Consider the following 24,249-nt stretch of genomic DNA (forward strand, 5'->3'; position numbering starts at 1 on the left):
GCCGGCGGGTGGGTCCGCCGGCGCCTTCGTTTTCAGCGCGTGGAAGCGAGGGAGGATATTTCCGTGCGCCGAAGGTCGAAGCCGCGCGCGGTCATCGCCGCGCGCGTCATCTCGAGAATGGGTTTGCGTGCCGTCTCCGGCGTGCCGCCGCCGAGCGGCGCGGGGTCGTATTCAAGCGCGAGCTGGATCATCTCGGCAATGTCGCGGCCGTGCAGCTTCTCGACGATCCGAAAGCCGAAATCGATTCCGGCAGTGACGCCGCCGCCCGAGATGCGGTTCCGGTCCTCGACAACGCGTTCGGCGACGGGAATCGCGCCGAAACCGCTCAGCAGATCGCGCCATGCCCAGTGGCAGCCCGCCTTGTAGCCGGTCATCAGCCCTGCCGCCGCGAGGATCAGCGATCCGGTGCAGACGCTGGTGATGAACTGCGCGCCCTCCGCCTGCTTTCGCAGCCATTCCAGTGCGACGTCATCGTGCATCACCGCCGCGGTGCCGTAGCCGCCCGGCACGCAGATCATGTCGAGCTGAGGGCAATCCTCGAACGTGGCCGTGGGCATGAAGGTGAGGCCGCAATCGTCGTGGATGGGATCGCGCGTCTTCCACACGAAGTGCAGCTTCGCGTCCGGCATTCGCGCCAGCACCTGCGCGGGGCCGGTCATGTCGAGCTGGGTCAGCTCCGGATAGAGCAGGAAGCCGATGTCGAAGGTCTCAGTCATGGCGTGTGTCCTCGGGTTGCCGGGATGCTCCTAGGCATTCGGCGTCTTGGCGGAAATGACAATAATCTGTATATTCATGCCATGCGGACCATCTTCCTTGTTTTCCCCGGGTTTCAACTGCTCGACCTTTCAGGCCCTGCGGCCGTCTTCGGCGGCGCGGCCGAGGGACTGGGAAACGACGCTCAGGTTGTCACGGTGTCGGCCGAGGGCGGAGCGGTGATGTCGAGCTGCGGCGTTGCCGTCGCGACGCTTCCCTTGCCTGCGTTCGATACGCTGGACACGTTGCTCGTGGTCGGCGGCGACAGCCCCGGCCTGCGCGCACTGATGGAGGATCGGCGGACCGGCGAATGGTTCCGGCGAGCCGCTGCCACAGCGCGCCGCTATGGCTCGATCTGTTCGGGCGCGTTCGCGCTCGCGGCCTGGGGGCTCACCGATGGCCGCCGCGTCGCGACGCACTGGAACGGCGCGCATCTGCTTGCCGAAGGCTTCCCCGGCACCGAGGTGGATGCCGATGCGATGTTCGTCGAAGACGGCGCGCTCTGGACCTCCGCGGGTGTGACGGCCGGGATCGACATGGCGCTTGCCATGGTCGAGCGCGACCACGGGCCGCGCCTCGCCAATGGCATTGCGCGGCGGCTGGTGCTCTCGGTGCGCCGGCCCGGCAACCAGTCCCAATATTCGCCGCTGCTCCGCGCGCAGACAAAAGCCGCCGGGCGCTATGCCGATCTCGTCGGCTACATTGCCGCGAACCTCGATCGGAAGCTCGACGTGGAGACGCTCGCCGCGCGCGTTCGCGAAACGCCGCGCAGCTTCCACCGCAACTTCCGCGCGGCGACTGGCAAGACTCCTGCCGCATTCGTTACCGCCGCAAGGCTGGACCGCGCTCGCGCGCTCCTCGGCGAAGGGGCGCCGGTGAAGACCGCCGCCGCCGCGTGTGGTTTTTCCTCGCCGGAGCATTTCACGAAGAGCTTTTCAGGCGCCTTCGGGCTGTCGCCCGCCGCGTGGCGGTCGCTCAACGCTACTGGGTCTGCACCGCTTCGCCAGTGATCAGGTAACCACCTTCGAGGAAGCGGGCCACTTCGTCCGCCGCCGGATGGTCCATCGCCTTGTATTTCGCGCGCAGCGCCGTGCAGCGCTCGCCCGGAATGCGGTCGAGCCCGCTGTCGTTCAGGGTGAGCAGATCGGTTTCGAGCGCAGCGGCGAGGTCGCTACCGTAGCATTGCCGCGCGGCTTCGAGGAACGCGGCGGCATAGCGATAGGCGTCGCCTTGCGCATAGCTCATCGCCAGCGTGATCGCGGGCGCGAGCGTCAGCCGCGGCTGCAGCGCGGGGTTGATCGCGTGTCCTGCCACGCTCTCCGCGATGCCATGCCGCCCGGTGAAGGCGCGCAGATGTAGGAAGCGCGACATGCGCGGACCGTCGTTGACGGGGTAATTGTCCCACAGCACCGGCCTGCGGCGGAGCTGCTCTGACACGCCGTCCAGGTGCCCGCGCGTGAACTCGCGGCTGCACACCTCCTCGCCGGTCCAGAACACGTCCACTGCGGGATCGAGCAGGCGGCCGAGGTCTTCCAGATAATGCGCGGGCCGCGCGCCGAACACGCGGTCGAGCACGGGGTCGTCGCTATAGTAGCTCGGGCACATCAGCACGCGCGCGGGCAGGGTGCTCGCCGCGTGATGCACGATCGCGGCCTGCGTTTCGGCAAGGTCCGGAACGTCGCCGTGCATGTCATCGAAGAGGATCGCAACGATGTCCGGGCGGAGCGCGCCCAAGGCTTTTAGCCGCGCTGTGAGCGCCGCCTTGCCTGCACCGCTCCAGTCGTTGTGAAGCTCGTAGGGGGTCAGGCCGATGCCGAAAGCGACGCCCGCGTTGCGGCAGGCATCCGCGAAATGCGCCAGAGCCTCCATCGTTTCGGCGGGGTGGTCCTCCTGCCATTGGCGGCGCAGGTAAGCGTCCCCCTTCGGGGCGTAGATGAAGAACGAGAAACCGTGCGGGGCGAGACTGCGCATGACATGCTCGCGGTCCGCCCATGTCCAAGGCTCTCCGAAATAGCCTTCGATGAGGCCGAGCGGCGGTGTCGTTCCGGTCATGGCGGGACCCGTGTAGCGGCTTTCGAAAGGATGGCAAAGGCGAGGGGGGCGTGCGACAGAAGCGGCGTGAGCGAGCCCGTCCCCTCCGTTTCGTTTTCGGAAGCCGTGCGCGTCTGGGCGCGGATCGGCGTGCTGTCGTTCGGCGGCCCGGCGGCGCAGATCGCGCTGATGCACCGGATGCTCGTCGATGAGAAGAAATGGGTGGGCGAGGCGCAGTTCCTGCACGCGCTCAACTTCTGCATGTTGCTGCCGGGGCCGGAGGCGCAGCAACTCGCGACCTATGTGGGCTGGCTGCTGCACGGCGTGCGCGGCGGGCTCGTCGCGGGGCTGCTGTTCATCCTGCCGGGGATGCTCGTCATGCTCGGCCTTTCGGTGCTCTACGTCACGCTCGGGCAGGTGCCGGCGGTGGAAGGGCTGCTCTTTGGCCTCAAGGCAGCGGTGCTGATCATCGTCGCGGAGGCGCTCGAACGGGTTGGCCGCCGTGCGCTCGGTTCGGGCGTCGCCCGGCTGCTCGCCGTGCTGGCGTTCGCGGCGCTGTTCCTGTTCGGCGTGCCGTTTCCGGTCGTCGTGCTTGCAGCGGGCCTGATCGGCTACGTCGCCGGGCGGCGCGGCTCCGAACTGTTCGCGCGGGCACCGGGAGATACCGCGCTCGACACAGCGCCGCGCCGCAGTTCGCCGCTTGCGATCGTCAGCCTCGCCGTCCTCTGGTTCGCGCCGCTCGGCCTGCTGTGGCTGCTGCTGCCGGGCAGCGTCTATACGGAGATCGCGCGCTTTTTCTCGTGGCTCGCGGTCATCACCTTCGGCGGTGCCTATGCGGTGCTCTCCTACATGGCCGACGTCGTTGTCGGCAGTTTCGGCTGGATGCGTCCGCACGAGATGATGGACGCGCTCGGCCTTGCCGAAACCACGCCGGGCCCGCTGATCCTCGTCACGCAGTTCGTCGGCTTCCTTGCGGCGTGGCGCGAGGGCGGCGGTTCGGTCGGCGCGGGAGTCCTCGGCGCGCTGCTCACGACATGGGTGACGTTCGCGCCCTGCTTCCTCTGGATCTTCGCGGGTGCGCCCTACATCGAGCGGCTACGCGGCAATCGCGCGCTCGCAAGCGCGCTTGGGGCGATCACGGCGGCGGTTGTGGGCGTCATCGCCAATCTCGGCCTCTGGTTCGCGGTGCATTTCCTCTTCGCGCGCACCGTGCGTCTCGATGCCGGGCCGTTCGACGCCGCGCTGCCGGACTGGGCGAGCCTCGACGTTGCCGCGCTGGCGCTCACGGTGGTGCTCGGCGCCATCGCGTGGCGCTGGAAGATCGGCATCGGCCCGCTGTTGCTGATCGGCATCGGCCTCGGCTTTGCCGTGAGGGTGGTGCTTTAGGAATCGACCCTGCCGACCGGCGGCGATATAGCGCCGGACATGCGCAGCCTGATCTCTTTCATTCTGCTGCTCGCCGCGCCCGCCATCGCGCAGGAGGCGGCGGACGTGCCGGGTGTTCCTGCCGAATGGTTCGCCGCGAAGGAGAGTGCCGCCGCGGCGCGCGCGCCCGATCTCGGTGCGCTCGAACCGGAAGTGCTCGACCGCGCCCGCTGGTCGACGACGACGCAGGCCTGCAAGGCGCTGACCCGCGCCGAGCCCTACGGGCTTCAGCCTGCCACGGCCGACCGGCTGGTGAGCGAGGGGCTGAAGGCGGGGGCATTCGTCGGCGCGTGGACGTTCTATGCGCGCACCGACTGCGCCGAAACGCCGCTGCTGCGCTACCTCTACATCGCCGAAAGCGACGGGCGGAATCTGTTGCTCGTCGTCAATCGCGGCGAAGCGATCTCGACGCCGAGCCAGATGCGCGAGACAAGTAAGCTTGCGGCGAAGGCCGCCTGGGACCGCGCGAAGCAGCAGCAGCCCACGTGCGAGGTGACGAGCGTCGGGATGCGCCAGACGCGGATTGCGGCGACGGACGGCGATCTTTCGCCCATGCAGTTCGGCACGCGCTTCGTGGGCGGCTGGAGCGAGGCGTGGGACTTTGTGGCTTGCGGTCGCCGCGCGACCGTGACAGTCCGATTTGAAGCCGATGGCAAGGGCGGCGCTTCCGCGCGCGTGACGGACGTCACGCTGTCCTGAGCCGGACGCCGGGGATTACGGAGAGTTTGATGACGGACAAGCCGACGCTGGACGCCTGGAAGGCGCTCGCCGACAAGGAAGTGAAGGGCAAGAGCCTCGACTGGCCGACGCCCGAGGGCATCACCGTGAAGCCGCTCTACACGGCGGAAGATGTCACGGTCGATCCCGGCCTGCCCGGCTTCGCGCCGTTCACGCGCGGCGTGCGCGCCTCGATGTACGCGGGCCGTCCGTGGACGATCCGGCAATATGCTGGCTTCTCCACGGCCGAAGAATCGAACGCCTTCTACCGCCGCAACCTCGCCGCCGGGCAGAAGGGCCTGTCGGTGGCCTTCGACCTCGCCACGCACCGGGGCTATGATTCGGATCACCCGCGCGTCGTCGGCGATGTCGGCAAGGCGGGTGTCGCGATCGATTCGGTCGAGGACATGAAGATCCTGTTCGACGGCATCCCGCTCGATCAGATGTCCGTGTCGATGACGATGAACGGCGCGGTGATCCCCATCCTCGCCTTCTTCATCGTTGCGGGCGAGGAGCAGGGCGTCGACCGCAAGCTGCTCGACGGGACCATCCAGAACGACATCCTCAAGGAGTTCATGGTCCGCAACACCTACATCTACCCGCCCGAGCCCTCGATGCGGATCATTTCCGACATCTTCGGCTACACCTCGCGGGAGATGCCGAAGTTCAACAGCATCTCGATTTCCGGCTATCACATGCAGGAAGCCGGCGCGACGCAGGTGCAGGAACTCGCCTTCACCATCGCGGACGGCGCGGAATACGTGCGCTACGGCGTGGCTTCGGGGCTCGATATCGACAAGTTCGCGGGGCGCCTGTCGTTCTTCTTCGCCATCGGCATGAACTTCTTCATGGAAATCGCGAAGCTGCGCGCCGCGCGCGTGCTCTGGCACCGGGTGATGACGAACCTCGGCGCAAAGGACGAGCGCTCGAAGATGCTGCGCACGCATTGCCAGACTTCCGGCGTGTCGCTGACCGAGCAGGACCCCTACAACAACGTCATCCGCACGACGATCGAGGCGATGGCCGCGATGCTGGGCGGCACGCAGTCGCTCCACACCAATGCGCTTGATGAGGCGATCGCGCTGCCCACCGATTTCTCGGCCCGCATCGCGCGCAACACGCAGATCGTCATCCAGGAAGAGACGGGGATGACGAAGGTCGTCGATCCGCTCGGCGGCTCTTACTATGTCGAGGCGCTGACGCAGGACCTCGTCGATAAGGCGTGGGAGATCATCGAGCGTGTCGAGGCCGAAGGCGGCATGGCGAAGGCCGTGGCGGCGGGCTGGCCCAAGGCGATGATCGAAGAGGCCGCCGCCGCGCGTCAGGCGCGCGTGGACCGGGCCGAAGACGTCATCGTCGGTGTCAACAAATACCGCCTCGCCAATGAAGACCTTCTGGAGACGCTCGAAGTCGACAACGACAAGGTCCGTCAGGGCCAGATCGCGCGTATCAACGCCGTGAAGGCGTCGCGCGACGAGGCGGCCTGCCGCGCCGCGCTCGATGCACTGCGCGATGGTGCCGCGAAGCCTTCGAGCATCGAGAACAACCTCCTCGCGCTCGCCGTCGAAGCCGCGCGCGCCCGCGCCACGCTCGGCGAGATTTCCTCCGCGATGGAAGAGAGTTTCCAGCGTTATGGGACGACGCCGACACCCGTGAAAGGCGTCTACGCGGCGCCCTACAAGGGCGACAGACGCTGGGAGCAGGTGGTGGACGGCGTGAAGGCGGTCGAGCGCCGCTTGGGGCGCAAGCCGAAGCTTCTCGTCGCCAAGATGGGGCAGGACGGGCACGATCGGGGCGCCAACGTCATCGCGTCGGCCTTCGGCGACATGGGTTTCGACGTTGTATCAGGCCCACTCTTCCAGACCCCCGAGGAAACCGTCGTGCTGGCGCTCGAAAGCGCCGTTGACGTCGTGGGAGCCTCGTCGCTCGCTGCGGGACACAAGACGCTGATCCCGGAACTGATCCGAGGCCTGCGGGAAAACGGCCGCAGCGACATCAAGGTGATCGCGGGCGGTGTCATCCCGCCTCAGGACTACGACTTCCTGCGCGATGCCGGCGTGCAAGGCATCTACGGCCCGGGCACCAACGTCGTCGAGTGCGCGGCGGATGTGCTGCGCCTGCTCGGCCACAACATGCCGCCCGCCGGAATGTCCGAAGCGGCGGAGTAAGGTTTCAGCGCTGGGTGGCGGGTTTCCGCCGCCCCACGATGATGCCTGCAAGCCCGAAGCCGAGCAGCGCGAATATGCCTGACATCGGCGGTTTCAGGGCCATTTCCGCGAAGGCCGCGGCATCCGAAAAATGGCTGGCCGGTGCGGCCTTGCCGTTCACCGTCGCGTTCCCCGACGCTGCGACGACGCGGCCCCGCTCCGCGATCATCTCGTTGTCGGAAAGCGTCCCGGTGTTGGCGGGCGCCGAGCGGTTGGCGAAGAACGTCACGGTGCCCGGCGCGCGATTCACGAAGCGGTTGCCGTACACGCGCACGGGCCCGGGCGGATTCGCGTAGCTGCCGCCCTTTTGCATCTCGAAGCCATAGGCGATCGCTGTGCAGCAATTGTCGGGGCGAGGGCCTTTCACGAGGAGGTTATCGGCGATCGTGGCCGCGCCGCCCTCCGGCAGATCGATGAGGTAGGAGGCCGAGCCGTTCGTGTCGTCGATCCGATTTCCCGTAATCCGCGTATCGAGCGCGCGGGATTTGATGTAATGGCCGCGCGCACCGCGCTCGAACGTCGATCCCGTCACCACCAGCCGTGCGATGCCGTTCGCATAAACAGCATGGCCCACGCGGTCCGGCGCGCGGCTTGCCGTCTCCGTGAAGCGCGAACGGCGCACGGTCAGCACGCTTCCATCCACGCTGTTCGCAAGGATTCCCATCTCGTTCCCGATAAAGCGGGTGTCGGCCACGGTGAGGTTGCGCCCTTCGGCCCGAATTCCCGCGCCGTTGCCGTCCGCGGCGCGGGCGCCTTCGAACGTGAGTCCCGTGATCGTCGCGTCATCGCCGGAAATGACGAACAGGCCCTTGCCGCCGACCGCTTCGCCGCCCACCACGACGCTGCCGGGCAGCGCGTCTGCCGCGGCACGGATGGTGAGGCCGTCGGCATGGAAGCGCGCGCCCTCGTAGAGCCCGGGGGCGAGGACGATCGTATCGCCGGCCTTGGCATCGCGCGCCGCTTCGGTGAGCGTCGCATAGGCGCCGTTTCCGCCGACCGCGAGCGTTGCCGCCGATGCGCCGGCCGATTCGGTCGCGAGGGCCGCTGCCAGAGCGAATCGAAGTGTCATGTTCGCCAACCTCATTGCCGCCTTGCCGCGCGATGCCCCCGCTCGCGCCGGCCGCTCATGCCCTGCAAATGATGACGGTTTCAATCGCGCCCCTTTCGAAAGCCGGGTAGAGCGCGTGGCATACGGGACATTACGCACCCGTCCCGTGCCGAGCGCGTTTCCAGCGCTGTGCATAGTGTACGGCCGAAACGATCGTCAGGAAAGTTGCTGCAATCATCAGGGCTTGCAGCAGAAGTGGTGATTTGAGCGCGGGCGACAGCGGTAGCAGGATCAGCGCCACGAGCAGCATCTGCACGGCGTTCCCCGCCTTCCCGAACGGGCCGGGGCGCAACTCATCGGCGTGCCCACGCGCGCGGGCCCAGACGCTTGCGGCGAGCACCAAGCTCTCGCGTACCGCGACGACGAGTGCGAACCAGTCCGGCAGCAGCCCCGTCCACCACAGGAGCGCGATGGCCGTGCCGACGAGCAGCTTGTCGGCAATCGGGTCCATCAGCCGCCCGAACGTCGTGATGACATTCCACCGCCGCGCGATCCAGCCGTCCACGGCATCGGTGACGGCAGCGACGGCGAAGAGGATGCCTGCGCGCGTCAGGTCGCCCGAAATCAGGTACAGCGCCATCGGCGCCACAAGGAGCAGCCGGAAGATGGTGAGCAGATTGGGAATGTTGATAGGGCGCCTCCCATGCTGTTTTGGTCGCCAGTCTCGTTCGTACACGATAGACGAGGCATGAACGCCTTGCACGCCCGTGCCCGGCCCTTGTGGAGGAAACCATGTTCCTGAAGCTCAGCGAAACCGTTTCGGTCGCGCCGCAGATCACGGCTGCCGATGTCGGCGCCGCGAAGGCGGCGGGCTTCACCGCGATCATCAACAACCGGCCGGATGGCGAAGCGCCCGATCAGCCCCCGGGTGAGACGATCGCGGCGGCGGCGGCGGCCGAAGGGCTCGCTTACGCCTATATCCCGATGTCGCACGGCGGCATCACGCCTGACATGATCGAAGCCGTGCGCAAGGCGCTCGAAGGCCAGAACACGCTGATGTTTTGCCGTTCGGGCACGCGCTCGACGATGCTGTGGGGCCTTGCCGAAGCATCGGCGGGCAAGGATGCCGATGCGCTTGCAGAGGCTGCGCGCGCCGCGGGATACGACCTGTCGCCGATCTATGGCGTCATGCAGCAGATGGCTGCGCGGTAACGTCATGCTGGGCCAGACGCTGATCTCGATCGGCGGCATCGCGCTCGTGGTCCTGCTGGCGCGCTGGCTTGGCGCGCAGCGTCTGGCGGCAGGCCTTGATGCAAAGGCGGCGGCCGATCTCGCCGAGTTCACGCTTGCCGGGTTCGTGGCGGAGGATGTCGCGGTCGGCGCAGACGGCGGCGCGCTGGTTTCGGGGCAGGGCGGGCGCTTCGCGCTCATCAAACCGCACGGATCGCACTGGGCGGTGCGCGGGCTCGCCGCGCCGGTGCAGGTGACTGTCGAAAGCGCTGACTTGATCGTGGAGAGCGGTGATCCCATGTTCGGCGCGGTTCGCCTGCGGATCGGTGCGGAAGCGGCGGAAACGCTTGCCGCGCGGTTGCGGGCACAGGCTGGATAAGATCGATGGACTTGCCCGATCCCGTTGCGCTCGCCATTCCGGCGTTCATCCTGCTGATGGTGGCGGAGGTGCTCTGGATTCGCTTCGGCGGACGCGGCGAGTATGAGTGGCGCGATACCGCCACCTCGCTCGTCATGGGCTTCGGCAGCACGATCGCCGGCCTTATCACAGGCGGCGCAGTGATCGCGGCGGCCTACTGGCTGCATCAGTTCGCGATTGTCGACCTTGGCTGGCACTGGTGGGTGTTCGCGCTCTGCATTCTGGCGGACGACCTCGCCTACTATGTGTTCCACCGGAGCGCGCACCGCGTTCGCTGGTTCTGGGCCGCGCACGTCATCCACCATTCGAGCCAGCATTATAATCTCTCCACGGCGCTCCGGCAGACGTGGACGGGCTTCATCGCGCTCGCCTTCATCTTCCGGATGCCGCTGTTCCTCGTCTTCGATCCGGCGATGGTGCTGTTCGCTTCCGCGATCAACCTCGTCTACCAGTTCTGGATTCATACGGAGGTTGTCGGCCGGATGCCGCGCTGGTTCGAGGCGGTGATGAATACGCCCTCGCACCACCGCGTCCACCACGCGACGAACCCGCGCTATCTCGACAAGAACTACGCGGGCATGTTCATCATCTGGGACAGGATGTTCGGCACGTTCGAGCCCGAGCGCGACGACGAACCCTGCCGCTACGGCATCGTGAAGAACCTCGGCAGCTTCAATGTGTTCTGGACGGCGTTCCACGAATGGATCGGAATCGCGAAGGACGTGTGGCACGCGCCAACGTGGGCCGCGCGCTGGAACTACATGGTGAAGCCGCCGGGCTGGAGCCACGATGGCAGCCGCGACACGTCGGAGACGATCAAGGCGCGCTGGGCAGAGCGGCAGGCACGGCTTGTGGCTGAGCCCGCCGAATGATCTCCATCGGGCGCGGGCTCGCGATCGATCCGTCCGAGATCACGCTCAGCTTCATCCGCGCGAGCGGCCCCGGCGGCCAGAACGTCAACAAGGTTTCGACCGCGGTAGAGCTGCGCTTCGATCTCGCGCGTTCGCCGTCGTTGCCCGAGGCGGTGAAGCGCCGGGCCGCGCGGCTTGCGGGGCGGCGGTTGACGCTGGAGGGGGTGATCGTGCTGCGCGCCGATCGTTTTCGCACGCAGGAGATGAACCGCGAGGATGCGGAGGCGCGTCTCGTCGCGCTGCTCTCGGAAGCCGCCGTGCCGCCGACCCCGCGTGTCAAGACGAAGCCGGGCAAGGCAGCGAAGGCGCGGCGCACCGACGCCAAGACCGGGCGCGGCAAGGTGAAGGCGCTGCGCCGAAAGCCTTCGGATATCTGATCCGAAAAGGAGAGGGGCGGCGTGGTCGCCCACACCGCCCCGGGATTTTACGCAGGTACTGAACTCAGTAGTTGTAGGCGCGTTCGCCGTGTTCGCCGAGGTCGAGACCTTCGCGCTCGACTTCCTCGGTGACGCGGAGGCCGGTGACGACCTTGGCGATACCGAAGGCAATCGCCGAGCCCACCGCTGCCCAGATGATGGCGACCAAGACCGCCTGGATCTGGATGATGAGCTGGGCGCCCATGGCATAGTCTTCAGCACCCGGGCCGCCGAGCGCCGGCAGCATGGTGACAGCCGTGCCGATGGAACCGATGATGCCGCCCACGCCGTGGATACCGAACGCATCGAGCGAGTCGTCGAAGCCGAGCTTCGCCTTGATCTTCATCACGAAGATGCAGCAGGCGATGGCCGCGATCGCGCCGAGCAGGATGGCGCCGAACGGACCGGAGTTGCCCGCCGCCGGCGTGATCGCCACAAGGCCCGCGATGGCGCCCGAGCAGGCACCGAGCAGCGAGCTCTTGTGGCCGAGCACACGCTCGGTGAGCATCCAGAACAGGACGGCGGCAGCCGTGGCGACGAAGGTGTTGATGAGCGCCAGGCCCGCCGAACCGTTGGCTTCGAGCGCCGAGCCGGCGTTGAAGCCGAACCAGCCGACCCAGAGGAGGCCGGTGCCGATCAGCGTCATGGTCAGCGAGTGCGGCGCCATAACTTCCTTCTGGTAGCCGATGCGCTTGCCGAGGATGATCGCGCCGACCAGCGCCGAGACACCGGCGTTGATGTGGACGACCGTACCGCCGGCGAAGTCCAGCGCCCCCCAGCCGAAGATCAGGCCGGTCGCCTCATCCGTTCCGCCGAGATACCAGACCATGTGTGCGATCGGGTAGTAGACAATGAACAGCCAGACGATCGCGAAGACCATCAGGCCCGAGAACTTCATGCGTTCGACAAGGCCGCCCACCACGAGCGCGACGGTGATCGCCGCGAAGGTCATCTGGAAGGCGATGAACACGAATTCCGGGATCACCACGCCGTCCGTGAAGGTCGCGGCGGTCGAATCCGCCGTCACGCCCGCAAGGAAGAACTTGCCGGTGGAAAGGAACTGGTTCGCGTCACCGCCGAACGTGAGACCGTAGCCGAACATCACCCAGAGGACCATCGCGAGGCTCGCCACGGCGATGATCTGGGTGAGCACCGAGAGCATGTTCTTGGTGCGGACGAGGCCACCATAGAACAGCGCGAGGCCGGGGACGATCATGGCCATGACGAGCACCGTCGCCATGATCATCCAGGCGGTGTCGCCTTTATCGGGAACCGGCACGGTCGCAGCCGCTTCCTGTGCGAAGGCCGGCAGTGAAAACAGCAGCGGGGCGCTGAAAGCCAGCGCGCGTCCTGCCAATCCAAGAGTTGGTTTCATTCCTTACCCCCAGTCTTCTAAAGAGCGGTTTCGTTGGTCTCGCCCGTGCGGATGCGCACCGCGCGGCCGACGTCGAGCGTGAAGATCTTGCCGTCGCCAATGCTTCCGGTCGCAGCCGCGGCGGAAATGGTTTCAACGACGCGCGGAGCAAGGTCGTCGGTAACGACGATCTCAAGCTTGAGTTTCGGGACCATGTTCACGGTGTATTCCGCGCCGCGGTAGACCTCGGTGTGGCCCTTCTGGCGCCCGTAACCTTTTACCTCGGTGACGGTCAGGCCCTGCACGCCGATGTCGCTCAGGGCTTCCCGTACCGGATCGAGCTTGAACGGCTTGATGATAGCAATGATCAGCTTCATGCCTTGCCCCCTCCTGTGGTTGTGCCGGGGAGGCGTTTTGCAGGATGCGTGCCAACTGCTGCACCGCAGCAAAACGGGCGACTCCCGCCGCGCTCAGCGTGAGTTGTGATTAAAAATTAGGCGATGAAGAGTGTCCGCCTAGATTCTAGGCGAGAAAATTGACGAAAATTTAATCGTCGCTGTCGTCAAGAATTTGCCGCGCACGGGCAAGATCGCTCTCCTCCACCATGAGGCGGGCGGATGCGATGGGCCCGAGCCCGAGACTGGCCATGCCGGCATCGAACAGTACGGCGGGAATGTCCGCCGCTTCGAGCGCAAGGCGGGCCACATCGGCGTCGATGCGCCCTGCATATTCGCGAACCATCACCAGCGGCATCAGGCGTCTTCGCTCACGTAGCGATCGGTAACGCGGATCGGCAGCCCGTCGATGCTGCGAGTCCGGTCCGCGCGGCGTTTCAACCACGACCGAGGATCCGTCCCGGCCTGCCGATGGTATTTCACCAGCGTCTGGCGCTCGCGCTCCAGCGTCATATGCGGCACGCCCCAGCCGCAGCTCGTCTGCGTGCTCTCCACTGTGATGTCAAAGATCTGCCGTGTGCCCGGCAGTATCGTGAAATGGGTCGCAAGCGCCTCCCAGTCGGGGTCTTGGGGAAGCACCGGTCTGCCGTGTCCGTAGATGCGGAAGATGAGCGCGGGGTTGTCGAACGCGCAGAACATGATGGTGATGCGCCCGTCCGCCGCGAGGTGCGCGTGCGTCTCGTTTCCCGAGCCGCCGAGATCGAGATAGGCGACGCGTTTCGGCCCGAGCACGCGAAAGCAATCATAGCCTTTGGGGCTGAGGTTGATGCGCGCGTCCGGCGCGGCGGTCGCCACGAAGAATACGGGCTGGCGGCTGACGAATGCGATATGCTCTTCGGTCAGTGCGTCGAAGAAATCCGCCACGCGCTCGCTCTCCCGTCTCAGGCGGCGGTGCCGCCCACCGTCAGTCCTTCCAGCATCAACGTGGGCTGACCGACGCCCGCGGGCACCGATTGTCCGCCCTTGCCGCAGATGCCGACGCCTTCGTCGAGTTCGAGATCGTTGCCGATGGCGACGACCTTCTGCATCGCTTCGGGCCCCGATCCGATCAGTGCCGCGCCCTTGATCGGCGCGCCGAGCTTGCCGTTCTCGATCCGGTACGCCTCGGTGCAGGAAAACACGAACTTGCCGCTCGTGATGTCCACCTGTCCGCCGCCGAAGCTCTTGGCGTAGATGCCGGATTTGGCGCGGCTGAGAATCTCGGCCGGATCGTCCTTGCCCGCCAGCATGAACGTGTTCGTCATGCGCGGCATCGGCGCGTGCGCGAAGCTTTCGCGACGGCCGTTGCCGGTGGGGTCCACACCCATCAGGCGCGCGTTCAGCCGGTCCTGCATGTAGCCCTTCAGGATGCCGTCCTCGATCAGCACGGTGCGCGAGGTCGGCGTGCCCTCGTCGTCGATCGTCAGCGACCCGCGCCGGTGCTCAAGGCTGCCGTCGTCCACGATGGTGACGCCGGGCGAGGCCACGCGCTCGCCGAGCTTGCCGGAAAAGGTGGATGCGCCCTTGCGGTTGAAATCGCCTTCCAGCCCGTGCCCGACGGCCTCGTGCAGCAGCACGCCCGGCCAGCCCGGCCCCAGCACCACCGTCATTTCGCCCGCCGGCGCGGCGACCGCGTCGAGGTTCACCAGCGCCTGCGCGAGCGCGATGTCGATGGCGCGTTCCCACGTCGCGTCCTCGAACAGCTGGTCGTAGAGATAGCGCCCGCCGATACCGTGGAATCCGGTCTCGCGGCGCCCGTCCTTCTCGGCGACGATCTGCACGTTGATGCGTACCAGCGGCCGGATGTCGGACGCGCGGAATCCGTCGCCGCGCAGAATTTCGATCGCGGACCAACTCGCGGTAAGCGACGCCGAGACCTGCACCACGCGCGGATCGCGTGCCCGCGCGGCGGCGTCGATTCGCTCCAGCAGCGCCACCTTGCGCGCAAAGGGGATCGCACTGATCGGATCATCGTCCACGTAGAGCTTGCGGTTGGTTCGCGCGGGCGGCGCGGCCAGCGTACCGCCATGCCCGCCGCGTACCAGCGCCACGGTTTCGCCGGCGCGGCGGATCGCCGCTTCGCTGATCTCGTTGGCGTGCGCGAAGGCGGTGGTTTCGCCCGAAACGCCGCGCAGGCCGAAGCCCTGCGTCGTGTCGAAGCTTGCGGATTTCAGGCGGCCGTCGTCGAAGCTGAAGCTCTCGGCGACGGTGTGCTGCATGTAGAGCTCGCCATCGTCGGTGCCGGCGAGAACGTCGGCGACGACACGCTCGGCGTGGGCCGGGTCGAGCTGCGAATAAAACAGGCGGGTCGGATCGGTCATGCGCCCGATATGGGCGCTGCGGCCCTATTTGTCACGTGTGTCGGCAGGTCCGCCCGAAAGGATGAAGCGCCGGTCGCAATAGCCGCAATCGACGTAGCCGTGATCCATTTCCATGTAGACGCGGGGATGGCCGAGCGGTCCTTCGTCGCCGTCGCACCACACGCGCGTGGTGTCGGTGTAGCGGATTTCGGGGACAAACTCGTTTTTCGGAGCGGTGGCGTTCATGGATGCTGCGCTTAGCACCGGTTTTGCGGGGCCTCAAGCCTGCTCAGATAAAGTGCGGAGCGATGACCGGCCCAAGCGCGACCGCCGTTATGAAGGCGGTCTTGAGCGCGCCCAGCACCAGAACGCGTCGACGGGAGATGGGAGCCATGAACATCGCGCGACGATGGCGCGGAAAAGGTTAGCAAAGTCTTAATGTCACCGGTCCCGCAACGGTTCGGCGTGCGAATTCGCGCGGCACTCATCTAGCCGCTTGCCGCGTGCAGATGCGGACGGTATAGCCCGCGCCGGGAGCGGTCGTTTCGCGCGCGCCTCACCAGCTCGCGGGCCGAAACGGTCGGGGCAGGAGTTGCGTAGAATGATCGATACGGTTGAAGGAATGTCCGTCCTGGCCGACGACGACGATAACCACAAATCGGCTGCCGCGAAGGGCGTTGAATTGCCGCAGGGCTATGTTCCGTCCGAGGACGAGCCCTTCATGAACCCGCTGCAGCTGGCGTATTTCCGCAAGAAGCTTCTCGACTGGAAGGAAGACATCCACCGCGAGGCGAAGGAAACGCTTGCCCAGCTCCAGAAGGAGCCGCTGCAGGAAGCCGACGCCACCGACCGCGCATCAAGCGAGACCGACTGGTCGATCGAACTGCGCGCGCGGGATCGCCAGCGCAAGCTGATCAACAAGATCGACGCGGCGCTGCGCCGCATCGAGGCGGGCGAGTACGGTTACTGCGAGGTGACTGGCGAGCCGATTTCGCTGAAGCGTCTCGATGCGCGCCCGATCGCCACGATGACGGTCGAAGCGCAGGAACGCCACGAGCGCAACGAGAAGATCACGCGCGACGAATAGCGCGGCCCTGCCTTCAGGCAGATCGTTACGCAAAAGTCACGGAAACCCGCGCCTGCCTGCGGGATCGAGCGCATTCATCCGCAACGCCTCGTTAACTACGCAGCGGCTAGTTTGCACCACTGGGTTGCAAACTGGCGGGGCCGATGACGCCGATCGATGATGCCATACGGCCGGAGGAGCTGGCCGCGCTGGAGGCTGCCTTGCCGCGCAAGTGGTGGAGCGGCAAGCGTATTGTCACGGCTGCACTGATCGTCGCGGCCTTCGTCGCCGCGCTTTACGGTCTTCGGTGGGCGGCGGCACCTGGCGTTCTGACGCCCGCGATTCCCCATTATGTCGAGGTTCCGGCGATGATCGTGAACCTCCGCGCGAAGGGCGGTGAACGCCGCTACCTCAAGGTGCAGGTGGTCATCGAGGCCGCGACCCGTGAAGACGCCGCCGCGATCAAGGCCCGGCTTCCGGCGGTGATCGACGGCTTCCAGTCCTATCTGCGCGCGCTGCACCCGCAGGATCTCGGCGGCGCATCGGGGACTTACCGGATCAAGGAAGAGCTGATGGTGCGGATCAATCGCGCCGGGCCGGGGCGGGCAAGCGACGTGCTGGTGCAGGAACTGATCCAGCAATGACCAGCCGCAGCATGAAATTCGATCCCGAAGCGTGGCTCCGCGACGATATCGAGGCGGAGTGGGCGCTGACGCGCGATCAAATGCAGCGCGCCGCGCCGCAGGGTGGCCGCGCGCGCGAAACGCCGCGCGGGATACCGGCCTCCGATCAGGCGGGTATCGACGCCATCATCAACGCCGGACTCGTTTCCGCTGAGCGGCTGCCGATGCTCGATGTGGTCTTCGATCGTCTCGTCCGGCTGATGACGGCGAGCCTCCGCAGCCTCACCTCCGATACGGTCTCGGTCTCGATCGAAACGGTTGCCCCGGTGCGTTTCGGCGCGTTCCTCAACGATCTGCCCCGGCCGTCGCTGATCGCCGTCGCGCAGGTCCGGGCGTGGGACAATTCGGCGCTGCTCATCGTCCGCCCGGATCTGGCTTTCGCGACCGTCGACGTGCTGCTCGGCGGGCGGCGCGGCGTGCCCCCGGCGCGGATCGAAGGGCGCGGGTTCACAGCGATCGAAACGAAACTCGTCACGCGCCTTATCGATGTCGCACTCCACGATCTCGGCGCCGCCTTCGCACCGCTCGCGTCGGTCAGCTTCGCGCGCGACCGGATCGAAACCAACCCGCGTTTCGCCGGGATCGCGCGCCCCACCAGCGTTGCCGTCAACGCCCGCTTGCGTGTCGAAATCGATGAGCGCGGCGGGTTCCTTGATCTCGTGATCCCCCATGCGACGCTGGAGCCGGTGCGCGCGCTGCTCCTCCAGCGTTTCACGGGCGAGACGTTCGGCCGCGACAGAATATGGGAACGGCATCTGGCGTCGGAGCTTCAGCGCACCCGCGTCGAGGTGGAGGCCGTCCTTGGCGAGCAGAAGATGACGCTTGCCGAGGTGATGGCTTTCAGACCCGGCCAGACGCTGTTTTTCGGCACGCGCGAGGAGCACCCGGTCGCGCTGCGCTGCGGCGGCCGCACGATCGGGCATGGCCGCATGGGCCGCTCCGGCAATCAGGTGGCGGTGCGGCTCACCGACCGGGAAACCGAACCGCAGCCGGGAAAGACGTTCCGCCTGCGCGGCGAGGATTAAGCTGTGCGCCTCGCACCCCGACGTTTACTGCTGTTCGCCGTGCTCGCGCTGGCGATCCCCGCGCCCGTGTCGGGAGACGCGCCGAACGTGCGCGCCGCGCTGCAGGCGCTCAGCGTCGCGCCCGATGCCGAGCGCCCCGAGCGGCGCTGGCGGCTCGCGCAGGACTATGCCGCCGCCGGTCTCCATGCCGAGGCGGATGGCGTGCTCGGCGTGCTTGCCGCCGATTCCCCCCGCCGAGCGGAAACCTCTGAATTCCGACTTCTGCGCGCCGAGGTTCTGATCGCGCTCGGCGCGCCTGAAATGGCGCTGGCCGCGCTTGATACGCCTGCACTTGCCGAAGTCCCCGCCGCCTGCCTTCAGCGCCTCGCCGCGTCCGCGCGGCTGCGCGACCGCACCGGGGTTTCTGCCGCGCATCGCTGCGCCGCGCCTGCGCTCGCGGCGCTGCCGGCCACGGGGCGGGCGCCCTATCTGATGGCCGCCGTCCGCACCTATGCGGAGGCGGGCGACATGGATGCGGCTGCGGCGGTGCTGCGCCGGATGGATGGGCTGTCCCCGGTCCAGCAGGGCGAGGCCGAATATTGGCGGGGCGTCACGCTGCGCGGAAATGCGCCGGCGGCGCTCACGCATTTCCGGCGCGCGGCCGTGAGTCCCAATCCGATCGCGGCGCTGCGAGCCGAGGTCGCGGCCACCGAAATCGAGGTCGCGGCCGGGCGCCTCACCCCGAAAGCCGCGCTCGCGCGCCTTGAAGGTCTCGATAATGTCTGGCGTGGCGGCGCTGCCGAGCGCGATCTGCTGATGGCGCTCGGGAGTCTTCGGGATGCGACCGGCGACGTTTCCGGCGCCTTCGCGGCGTGGAGCGCGGTTGCAGGCGGTGTCCCGGACCTTTCGAAGCGGTTCTCAGCCGCTGTCGCAGACGCGCCGCCCCATCAGGCCGTCGCGTTGCTGGGCGCCTATCCCGATTATGCCCCGCAAGGCGCCGAGGCCGATGCCCTGATCCGCCGCCTCGCCGAACGCCTCGCCGCTGCGGGTCGCACAGCGGAGGCGGCGCGCCTCCTCGATCATCAGGTCGCGCACCGTCTCCAAGGTACGGCGCGGGCGAGCGTTGCGGTGCGGCTTGCCGAACTCCTCGTGGCGAGCGGAAACCCGCAGCGGGCGCTCACCGTCCTTGCGGAAACGCGCGCCGCGCTTCCCGCCGATCTCGATCTGCGCCGCCGTCAGGCGGAAGCCGCCGCGCGCATCCGCACCGGCGCCGCGGCCGCGGCCCGCACCCTGCTCGCGGGCATCGACGGTCGCCACGCAGATATTCTGCGTGCCGAAGCCGCCTGGGCACAGGGGGACTGGCCGGCGGTGATCGCGGGGCTCGAACCCATGCTGCCTGAAGGTGCGGCGTCCGCACGGGATGCGGGCCTGATCCTGCGCGTCGCCGTCGCCGCCGCCCGGCAGGGTGATCGCGACCGGCTCCGCAGTCTGGAGAGGCGTTACCGCACGATGCGCGGCCAGGCCGCCCGCGCGCTCGAAGCCCTTGTTAACGCCCCGCGCGATCCGCGTGTCCTCGCGGCCGTCACCGAGACGGTGTCAACCTATTCGGTGATCGAAGGCAGCGCGGCGTAGGCGGCGGGGTCGCCCCACGCGAGGAATGGCCCGTTGAGGTAATCCGCCTTGCCGTAGCGGAACGGCGCGCCTGCCGCGTCGACCATCGCGCCGCCAGCGGCGAGCAGCACGGCGTGCGCGGCGGCGGTATCCCACTCCGATGTCGGCCCAAAGCGCGGATACACGTCCGCCTCGCCCTCGGCGATCATGCAGAACTTGAGCGACGACCCGCTCGGCTTGACGTCCGCGCCGGGAATGCGCGCGACATAGGCCATCGTGCGATCGTCGTTGTGCGATCGGCTGGTGACGACCACGGGCCGCGCCGGAAGCGCCCGGCAGCGGATCGCGGTCCTCGTATCGCCATCGAACCGCCACGCGCCGTCCCCGACAGTGCCTGCCCAGACCGTACCCGTACGGGGCGCCATCACCATGCCGAAGACGGGGACACCGCTGACGATGAGGCCGATGTTCACCGAATAATCCGCGCCGCCGTCGAGGAAGCTCTTGGTGCCGTCGAGCGGATCGATCAGCCAGAAGCGCTCGGCGATGGCGGGCTTGCCATCCGCCTCGCAGGCTTCCTCGCCCACGATCTGCGTGTCGGGATCGATTTGCCGGAGCGCGGCGACGATCAGCGCCTCGGCGCGCTCGTCCGCTTCGGTCACGGGCGAACGATCGGCCTTGGTGCGCGATGCGGCGCCGTTTTCCCGGATTTGCTCGATGAGGGTTGCCGCGTCCCGGATCACCGGGAGCAGCGCGTCAAGAAAAAGGCGTGTCACGCATCCGCGGTATCGAAGAGTTCCGCGGGTTTCAAGCCGATCCGGTCGATGTGGCGGCGGATCGCCGGCCACTCGCGCGTCAGGAACTGTTTGCGCTCGTCGGCGACCAGCCGTTCGCGCGCACCCGGTTCCACGAACAGCCCGAGCCCGCGCCGTGCCGAGACGAGCCCGGCGGTCTGCAGCTCCTGATAGGCCTTAGAGACGGTGAGCGGATTGACCTGTTGCTCGGCGGCAAGCGCCCGCACGGACGGCAGCGAATCTCCGACGCCGTACTGGCCGTCAATGATCGCAGCCGCGATCAGATCGCGTATCTGCACATAGATCGGACGTGTCGTTTGCCACATAGTGTTATAAAACCATAAGACAGTAGCACGGTCAAGCCGCGCTCCACACGCTCACGACGTCTTCGAGGTCCGGGCGCGGGCGCTCTTCCAGCGGTTTCCCCGGTGTTCCGAGGAACATGAAGCCGACGATGCTGTCGCCGGGTTCGCCGAAGAGCCGCGTCACACCCTCCGAATAGGCCGCCCAGCCCGTCAGCCAACATGATGTGAAGCCCTCCGCGTGCGCGGCGTGCGCGAGCGTCATCGTCGCGGCGGCGGCGGAGGCCGCCTGTTCGGCAATCGGGATGTGCGATTCGGGTTTGGGGCGGAACAGCGTCACCACCAAAGTGGGCGCCTGCCGCGCGAAGTCTCGGATCGCCTCGCGTTCGATGCGTCCTGCGTCCGGTTTCTCGGCCACATAGATCGCGCCCAGCGCCTGCGCGAGCGCGGCGCGTTCGCTCTCCGGCACGATCACGAAGCGCCACGGCGCGAGCTTGCCGTGATCGGGCACGCGCGCTGCCGCGCTCAGGATGCGCCTCAGCTGCGCGTCATCCGGGCCGGGCGCGACCATGTCACGCGCCTTGCCGGAGCGGCGGGAGAGAAGCAGTGAGATGGGCGTGGTGAGGTCGTTGAACACGGTCACGGATGGTTGGCCTTCTTGCCGTTCGCCGATAGGCGGTTGCCGGGGGGAGGGCTGCTCGCTAGCAGAAGCGCCTCCCAAAAAGAAAGCAGGTCGCCATCTTGCGGTATCGTTTTTGCCTTTTGCTCGCCTCCGCCGCTCTAGCGCACCCCGCGTCTGCCGACGACACGATCGTCGTCACCGGCCATGCGCTCGAACAGCCGCTCGGCACGCAGGCCTATGCGGTGCAGGTGATCGACGGCGCGGCGCTGCAGGACGTGTCCGGCGGGCTGGAGACGGCGCTGGAGGCGGCGTCGGGCTTCCAGATGTTCCGCCGCACGGACAGCCGCTCGGCGAATCCCACGAGCCAGGGCGCCCAGCTTCGCGGCATCGGCGGCAACGCCTCGAGCCGCGCGCTCGTGCTGCTCGACGGCGTGCCGGTCGCCGATCCGTTCGCGGGCTGGATCCCGTGGCCGGCGATCCGCCCCGAAAGCCTCTCGTCGGTGAGGATCACGACCGGCGGCGGGGCCGGTGCTTTCGGTGCGGGCGCGCTCACCGGCGTCATCGAACTGTCGAGCGCGGGGCGCGACCGCTCGCCTGTCCTCGGTATCGACTACGGCAGCCGCGATTCGGTTGCGGCCTCTGCAGGTGTCACCGTCCCGCTCGGCGGCGGCTTCATCGCGCTCGACGCCGGATACGATCGCGGCGACGGATTCCATCTCCTCAAGCGCTCGCAGCGCGGCGCCATCGATATTCCGGCCTCCTACGAGCAATACGGCGGTTCGGTGCGCTTCGTCGTACCTGTCGGCGAGGAGACCGAGCTTCAGGTGCGCGGTGCGGCATTCGCCGACGACCGCGTGCGCGGCATCGACATCGTCGATTCGGCGAACAGCGGCGCGGACGCGAGCGTGCGGCTGGTGTCGCGCGGCACGCTGCCGTGGGAGGCCGTTGCCTACCTCCAGACGCGCGATTTCTCGTCGCGCTTCGCACGCATAGAGGCGGGTCGCGGCGCCGCTTTCCCCACGCTCGATCAGTATGCGGTGCCCGCCACTGGCTACGGCGCGAAGGTCGAGATTCGCCCCACGGTCGGCACGCACGTCCTGCGTCTCGGCGCGGACTGGCGCGGCGCGAGCGGTGAGACGAAGGAGTTCTACACGCCGGTGGCGAACGTCTTCACGCGCAAGCGCGAAGCGGGCGGCGACAGCAATGTTTACGGTGTTTTCATCGAGGACGATTGGCGGCTGACAGACGCGTTGCTGCTCACAGGCGGCGTCCGCCTCGATCGCTGGTCGCTCGCGAACGGCCATCTCGACGAGCGGCAGCTGACGGGCGCGGTGCTCACCGATACGGACTTCGCGAAGCGGTCGGGCACGGAGCCGAGCGGGCGTCTCGGCCTTGCGCTCTCCGCCACCCCGGCGCTCACGCTGCGCACCGCCGGGTATCTCGGCTTCCGTGTGCCGACGCTCAACGAACTCTACCGCCCGTTCCGCGTCGGCGCGGATGCGACCGCTGCCAACGCGGCGTTGAAGCCCGAACGCCTACGCGGCATCGAGGCGGGCTTCGATTACCGCCCGCTCAGCACCGCGCACCTCTCCGCTACGGTCTTCTACAACCGTGCGAAGAACGCCATCGGCAACGTCACGCTCGGGCAGGGGCCGGGCACCTTCCCCGGCGTCGGTTTCGTCGCGGGTGCGTATCGCCAGCGGCTCAATCTCGACGCGATCGAGGCTTGGGGCATAGAGGCGAACGCCGGCCTCGATCTCGGCCGCTGGGCGCTCAGCCTCTCCTACGCCTTCACCGATGCGACCGTCGAGGCGAGCGGCGTGTCCGCGGCGCTGGACGGGATGCGCCCGGCACAGACCCCGAAGCATCAGGCGAGCGCCTCGGCCAGCTGGCGATCGGATGGATGGAGCGCGGGCGTCGCCGCCCGCTACGACGGCGCGCGCTTTGAGGACGACCTCCAGACGCTCAGGCTGGACGCGGCACTCACGCTCGATGCCTTCGCCGAAGCGCCGCTGGGTAGCGGGCTTTCGCTGCGCCTCGCGGCGGAAAACCTCGCAGACGCGAATGTCGAGGCCGGGCGCACCAGCGACGGCATCATCGATCGCGGCCAGCCGCGCACGCTCTGGGTCGGCATCCGCTGGCGTCCCGGCCGCTGAATTCAAGCGAAGCGCTCTGCGGTCAGCGCTGGCGCCTCAGGCGGAACGGGACTTCCTTTGCGGTGCCTTTCTCGGTGATTTTCACCCACATGACGAGAGCATCCGGGCCGGTGCGTTCGATTGTCATGCCATCGAAGAACCAGCGATCCTTCTCGATGGCGACGAGCGGAAAGACCACGGGCTTGCCGGTTTGATCCTCCCAGCCGGTCATGTCCGGGTTGAAGTGGCGCACGCGATAGGCCAGCGACTGGCCCACGGGCACATAATCGACGATCTCGGTAAACGCGACGCCGCCCTTGCCGTCGGCCATGGCAAAATGGCCCGTGATCCGGCCGCCGAGCGGCGCGGAATAGGTTTCCGTCACCTCAGCGCCCATTCCCGTGCCGACCCAGCTTCCCGCCAGCCAGGCGAGTTGATCGATGGAAGCGGGCGGCGAAACGTTGCCGTCCAGCGAGCGCGTGTTCTGCGCGGCGGCGGGAGCGGTCAGAGCGAGCGTGACGGCGATCAGGGCGCGGATCATGACATTGGCCTCCGGTCGAACGCAGCATAGCGTTTCCAGATGCCAGGTCCATCCGGTGCCGCCGTTGCGGGCGTTGCGGCGCTTTCGGCCTGCACTGTCAAAAAAAGAAGGCTGAAGACGAACACGCTCCAGGCCGCCGAAACATTCTTTCAATGCGCCGGAGGCGGGGCTAGTCTCGCGCCATGGGAGAGCGGCGCGGCCTGATCGCTGCCGTTCCAAAAAGGGAAGAGGGTCCAAGACCAATGAC

27 protein-coding genes are annotated in these 24,249 nt (G+C 67.4%); 13 read left to right on the forward strand and 14 right to left on the reverse strand.

The features are described from left to right. Positions 1–32: 32 nt before the first annotated feature. Positions 33–716, reverse strand: a complete 684-nt coding sequence (locus tag H2052_RS00580) for a DJ-1/PfpI family protein (protein ID WP_293776654.1) — start codon at positions 714–716, stop codon at positions 33–35. Positions 717–797: 81 nt separating this feature from the next. Between H2052_RS00580 and H2052_RS00585 the strand changes: the two genes are divergently transcribed. Beyond that, the gene (locus tag H2052_RS00585) at positions 798–1,763 is read left to right on the forward strand and encodes a helix-turn-helix domain-containing protein (protein ID WP_293776657.1); all 966 of its coding nucleotides are present in this window, start codon (positions 798–800) and stop codon (positions 1,761–1,763) included. Here H2052_RS00585 and H2052_RS00590 read toward each other — a convergent pair. Then, positions 1,735–2,805 carry a beta-N-acetylglucosaminidase domain-containing protein gene (locus tag H2052_RS00590; RefSeq protein ID WP_293776660.1) on the reverse strand — a complete coding sequence of 357 codons (1,071 nt, stop codon included), beginning with the start codon at positions 2,803–2,805 and terminating at the stop codon, positions 1,735–1,737. The genes H2052_RS00585 and H2052_RS00590 overlap by 29 nt on opposite strands. A gap of 30 nt (positions 2,806–2,835) precedes the next feature. Between H2052_RS00590 and chrA the strand changes: the two genes are divergently transcribed. From chrA to scpA, 3 genes are read left to right on the forward strand one after another with little or no spacing between them, the layout of a single operon-like run. Continuing rightward, the gene (chrA, locus tag H2052_RS00595; protein ID WP_293776662.1) at positions 2,836–4,170 is read left to right on the forward strand and encodes a chromate efflux transporter; all 1,335 of its coding nucleotides are present in this window, start codon (positions 2,836–2,838) and stop codon (positions 4,168–4,170) included. Positions 4,171–4,209: 39 nt separating this feature from the next. Continuing rightward, positions 4,210–4,908 carry a hypothetical protein gene (locus H2052_RS00600; protein ID WP_293776664.1) on the forward strand — a complete coding sequence of 233 codons (699 nt, stop codon included), beginning with the start codon at positions 4,210–4,212 and terminating at the stop codon, positions 4,906–4,908. A gap of 29 nt (positions 4,909–4,937) precedes the next feature. Beyond that, complete coding sequence (gene scpA, locus H2052_RS00605) at positions 4,938–7,094, forward strand: methylmalonyl-CoA mutase (protein WP_293776666.1); 2,157 nt, start codon at positions 4,938–4,940, stop codon at positions 7,092–7,094. Positions 7,095–7,098: 4 nt separating this feature from the next. On the opposite strand, the gene H2052_RS00610 is transcribed toward scpA, so the two are convergent. Both H2052_RS00610 and H2052_RS00615 read right to left on the reverse strand, forming a co-directional pair. Beyond that, on the reverse strand, positions 7,099–8,202 hold the full coding sequence (locus tag H2052_RS00610; protein WP_293776669.1) for a right-handed parallel beta-helix repeat-containing protein: 1,104 nt from the start codon (positions 8,200–8,202) through the stop codon (positions 7,099–7,101). Positions 8,203–8,332: 130 nt separating this feature from the next. Further along, positions 8,333–8,944 carry a CDP-alcohol phosphatidyltransferase family protein gene (locus H2052_RS00615; protein ID WP_366484151.1) on the reverse strand — a complete coding sequence of 204 codons (612 nt, stop codon included), beginning with the start codon at positions 8,942–8,944 and terminating at the stop codon, positions 8,333–8,335. 29 nt (positions 8,945–8,973) lie between these two features. Between H2052_RS00615 and H2052_RS00620 the strand changes: the two genes are divergently transcribed. From H2052_RS00620 to arfB, 4 genes are read left to right on the forward strand one after another with little or no spacing between them, the layout of a single operon-like run. Continuing rightward, positions 8,974–9,393, forward strand: coding sequence for a TIGR01244 family sulfur transferase (locus H2052_RS00620; RefSeq protein ID WP_293776675.1), 420 nt, complete (start codon positions 8,974–8,976; stop codon positions 9,391–9,393). A 4-nt stretch (positions 9,394–9,397) separates the two neighbouring features. Continuing rightward, on the forward strand, positions 9,398–9,790 hold the full coding sequence (locus H2052_RS00625; protein WP_293776678.1) for a hypothetical protein: 393 nt from the start codon (positions 9,398–9,400) through the stop codon (positions 9,788–9,790). Positions 9,791–9,795: 5 nt separating this feature from the next. Next, a complete protein-coding gene (locus tag H2052_RS00630) occupies positions 9,796–10,701 on the forward strand; it encodes a sterol desaturase family protein (protein ID WP_293776680.1) in 906 nt (301 codons plus the stop codon). Further along, positions 10,698–11,117 carry an alternative ribosome rescue aminoacyl-tRNA hydrolase ArfB gene (gene arfB, locus H2052_RS00635; RefSeq protein WP_293776682.1) on the forward strand — a complete coding sequence of 140 codons (420 nt, stop codon included), beginning with the start codon at positions 10,698–10,700 and terminating at the stop codon, positions 11,115–11,117. The genes H2052_RS00630 and arfB overlap by 4 nt, the downstream gene beginning before the upstream one ends. A 64-nt stretch (positions 11,118–11,181) precedes the next feature. Here the strand turns inward: arfB and H2052_RS00640 are convergent, their stop codons facing one another. From H2052_RS00640 to H2052_RS00665, 6 genes are all read right to left on the reverse strand, one after another. Next, positions 11,182–12,531, reverse strand: coding sequence for an ammonium transporter (locus H2052_RS00640; RefSeq protein ID WP_293776684.1), 1,350 nt, complete (start codon positions 12,529–12,531; stop codon positions 11,182–11,184). 17 nt (positions 12,532–12,548) lie between these two features. After that, positions 12,549–12,887: a P-II family nitrogen regulator gene (locus H2052_RS00645; RefSeq protein ID WP_293776686.1), complete on the reverse strand. Its 339-nt coding sequence runs from the start codon at positions 12,885–12,887 to the stop codon at positions 12,549–12,551. 169 nt (positions 12,888–13,056) lie between these two features. Then, positions 13,057–13,263, reverse strand: a complete 207-nt coding sequence (locus H2052_RS00650) for a DUF2007 domain-containing protein (protein ID WP_293776689.1) — start codon at positions 13,261–13,263, stop codon at positions 13,057–13,059. Continuing rightward, positions 13,263–13,829 (reverse strand): pyridoxamine 5'-phosphate oxidase family protein, encoded by a 567-nt coding sequence (locus tag H2052_RS00655; RefSeq protein WP_293776691.1) that lies wholly within the window; start codon positions 13,827–13,829, stop codon positions 13,263–13,265. Before H2052_RS00655 ends, H2052_RS00650 begins: the two co-directional genes overlap by 1 nt. 17 nt (positions 13,830–13,846) lie before the next feature. Further along, the gene (gene tldD / locus H2052_RS00660) at positions 13,847–15,265 is read right to left on the reverse strand and encodes a metalloprotease TldD (protein ID WP_293776693.1); all 1,419 of its coding nucleotides are present in this window, start codon (positions 15,263–15,265) and stop codon (positions 13,847–13,849) included. Positions 15,266–15,289: 24 nt separating this feature from the next. Continuing rightward, complete coding sequence (locus tag H2052_RS00665; RefSeq protein WP_293776696.1) at positions 15,290–15,490, reverse strand: zinc-finger domain-containing protein; 201 nt, start codon at positions 15,488–15,490, stop codon at positions 15,290–15,292. A 376-nt stretch (positions 15,491–15,866) separates the two neighbouring features. Here H2052_RS00665 and dksA point away from each other — a divergent pair, with 376 nt between their 5' ends. The 4 genes from dksA (at position 15,867) to H2052_RS00685 (ending at position 19,629) form a co-directional block, all read left to right on the forward strand. Continuing rightward, complete coding sequence (dksA, locus tag H2052_RS00670; protein ID WP_293777208.1) at positions 15,867–16,331, forward strand: RNA polymerase-binding protein DksA; 465 nt, start codon at positions 15,867–15,869, stop codon at positions 16,329–16,331. Between the two features lie 143 nt (positions 16,332–16,474). Further along, positions 16,475–16,954 carry a flagellar basal body-associated FliL family protein gene (locus H2052_RS00675; RefSeq protein WP_293776698.1) on the forward strand — a complete coding sequence of 160 codons (480 nt, stop codon included), beginning with the start codon at positions 16,475–16,477 and terminating at the stop codon, positions 16,952–16,954. Next, on the forward strand, positions 16,951–18,018 hold the full coding sequence (gene fliM, locus H2052_RS00680; protein WP_293776700.1) for a flagellar motor switch protein FliM: 1,068 nt from the start codon (positions 16,951–16,953) through the stop codon (positions 18,016–18,018). The genes H2052_RS00675 and fliM overlap by 4 nt, the downstream gene beginning before the upstream one ends. Positions 18,019–18,021: 3 nt before the next feature. Further along, complete coding sequence (locus tag H2052_RS00685; RefSeq protein WP_293776703.1) at positions 18,022–19,629, forward strand: hypothetical protein; 1,608 nt, start codon at positions 18,022–18,024, stop codon at positions 19,627–19,629. On the opposite strand, the gene cysQ is transcribed toward H2052_RS00685, so the two are convergent. From cysQ to H2052_RS00700, 3 genes are read right to left on the reverse strand one after another with little or no spacing between them, the layout of a single operon-like run. Next, positions 19,599–20,384 carry a 3'(2'),5'-bisphosphate nucleotidase CysQ gene (gene cysQ / locus H2052_RS00690; protein WP_293776706.1) on the reverse strand — a complete coding sequence of 262 codons (786 nt, stop codon included), beginning with the start codon at positions 20,382–20,384 and terminating at the stop codon, positions 19,599–19,601. The genes H2052_RS00685 and cysQ overlap by 31 nt on opposite strands. Next, complete coding sequence (locus H2052_RS00695) at positions 20,381–20,701, reverse strand: GntR family transcriptional regulator (protein WP_366484153.1); 321 nt, start codon at positions 20,699–20,701, stop codon at positions 20,381–20,383. The genes cysQ and H2052_RS00695 overlap by 4 nt, the downstream gene beginning before the upstream one ends. Before the next feature lie 58 nt (positions 20,702–20,759). Further along, positions 20,760–21,341 (reverse strand): nitroreductase family protein, encoded by a 582-nt coding sequence (locus H2052_RS00700; protein WP_293777211.1) that lies wholly within the window; start codon positions 21,339–21,341, stop codon positions 20,760–20,762. Between the two features lie 104 nt (positions 21,342–21,445). Here H2052_RS00700 and H2052_RS00705 point away from each other — a divergent pair, with 104 nt between their 5' ends. Further along, the gene (locus H2052_RS00705; RefSeq protein WP_293776710.1) at positions 21,446–23,482 is read left to right on the forward strand and encodes a TonB-dependent receptor; all 2,037 of its coding nucleotides are present in this window, start codon (positions 21,446–21,448) and stop codon (positions 23,480–23,482) included. A gap of 22 nt (positions 23,483–23,504) precedes the next feature. On the opposite strand, the gene H2052_RS00710 is transcribed toward H2052_RS00705, so the two are convergent. Continuing rightward, entirely contained in the window at positions 23,505–24,239 is a 735-nt protein-coding gene (locus H2052_RS00710; protein ID WP_293776712.1) for a DUF6265 family protein, read from the reverse strand. Between the last annotated feature and the right edge of the window lie 10 nt (positions 24,240–24,249).

Source organism: Sphingosinicella sp. (assembly GCF_013911755.1).
Taxonomy (GTDB): Bacteria; Pseudomonadota; Alphaproteobacteria; order Sphingomonadales; family Sphingomonadaceae; genus Sphingosinicella.

What these genes read in the sequence shown, in the direction of transcription:
- H2052_RS00620 (WP_293776675.1), top strand. Translation starts at nt 8,974, where the DNA reads ATGTTCCTGAAGCTCAGCGAAACCGTTTCGGTCGCGCCGCAGATCACG.
- arfB (WP_293776682.1), top strand. Translation starts at nt 10,698, where the DNA reads ATGATCTCCATCGGGCGCGGGCTCGCGATCGATCCGTCCGAGATCACG.
- H2052_RS00610 (WP_293776669.1), bottom strand. Translation starts at nt 8,202, where the DNA reads ATGACACTTCGATTCGCTCTGGCAGCGGCCCTCGCGACCGAATCGGCC.
- H2052_RS00640 (WP_293776684.1), bottom strand. Translation starts at nt 12,531, where the DNA reads ATGAAACCAACTCTTGGATTGGCAGGACGCGCGCTGGCTTTCAGCGCC.
- H2052_RS00665 (WP_293776696.1), bottom strand. Translation starts at nt 15,490, where the DNA reads ATGAACGCCACCGCTCCGAAAAACGAGTTTGTCCCCGAAATCCGCTAC.
- H2052_RS00580 (WP_293776654.1), bottom strand. Translation starts at nt 716, where the DNA reads ATGACTGAGACCTTCGACATCGGCTTCCTGCTCTATCCGGAGCTGACC.
- H2052_RS00645 (WP_293776686.1), bottom strand. Translation starts at nt 12,887, where the DNA reads ATGAAGCTGATCATTGCTATCATCAAGCCGTTCAAGCTCGATCCGGTA.
- H2052_RS00600 (WP_293776664.1), top strand. Translation starts at nt 4,210, where the DNA reads ATGCGCAGCCTGATCTCTTTCATTCTGCTGCTCGCCGCGCCCGCCATC.
- H2052_RS00590 (WP_293776660.1), bottom strand. Translation starts at nt 2,805, where the DNA reads ATGACCGGAACGACACCGCCGCTCGGCCTCATCGAAGGCTATTTCGGA.
- chrA (WP_293776662.1), top strand. Translation starts at nt 2,836, where the DNA reads ATGGCAAAGGCGAGGGGGGCGTGCGACAGAAGCGGCGTGAGCGAGCCC.
- H2052_RS00625 (WP_293776678.1), top strand. Translation starts at nt 9,398, where the DNA reads ATGCTGGGCCAGACGCTGATCTCGATCGGCGGCATCGCGCTCGTGGTC.
- H2052_RS00650 (WP_293776689.1), bottom strand. Translation starts at nt 13,263, where the DNA reads ATGCCGCTGGTGATGGTTCGCGAATATGCAGGGCGCATCGACGCCGAT.
- H2052_RS00585 (WP_293776657.1), top strand. Translation starts at nt 798, where the DNA reads ATGCGGACCATCTTCCTTGTTTTCCCCGGGTTTCAACTGCTCGACCTT.
- scpA (WP_293776666.1), top strand. Translation starts at nt 4,938, where the DNA reads ATGACGGACAAGCCGACGCTGGACGCCTGGAAGGCGCTCGCCGACAAG.
- dksA (WP_293777208.1), top strand. Translation starts at nt 15,867, where the DNA reads ATGTCCGTCCTGGCCGACGACGACGATAACCACAAATCGGCTGCCGCG.
- tldD (WP_293776693.1), bottom strand. Translation starts at nt 15,265, where the DNA reads ATGACCGATCCGACCCGCCTGTTTTATTCGCAGCTCGACCCGGCCCAC.
- H2052_RS00675 (WP_293776698.1), top strand. Translation starts at nt 16,475, where the DNA reads ATGACGCCGATCGATGATGCCATACGGCCGGAGGAGCTGGCCGCGCTG.
- H2052_RS00630 (WP_293776680.1), top strand. Translation starts at nt 9,796, where the DNA reads ATGGACTTGCCCGATCCCGTTGCGCTCGCCATTCCGGCGTTCATCCTG.
- fliM (WP_293776700.1), top strand. Translation starts at nt 16,951, where the DNA reads ATGACCAGCCGCAGCATGAAATTCGATCCCGAAGCGTGGCTCCGCGAC.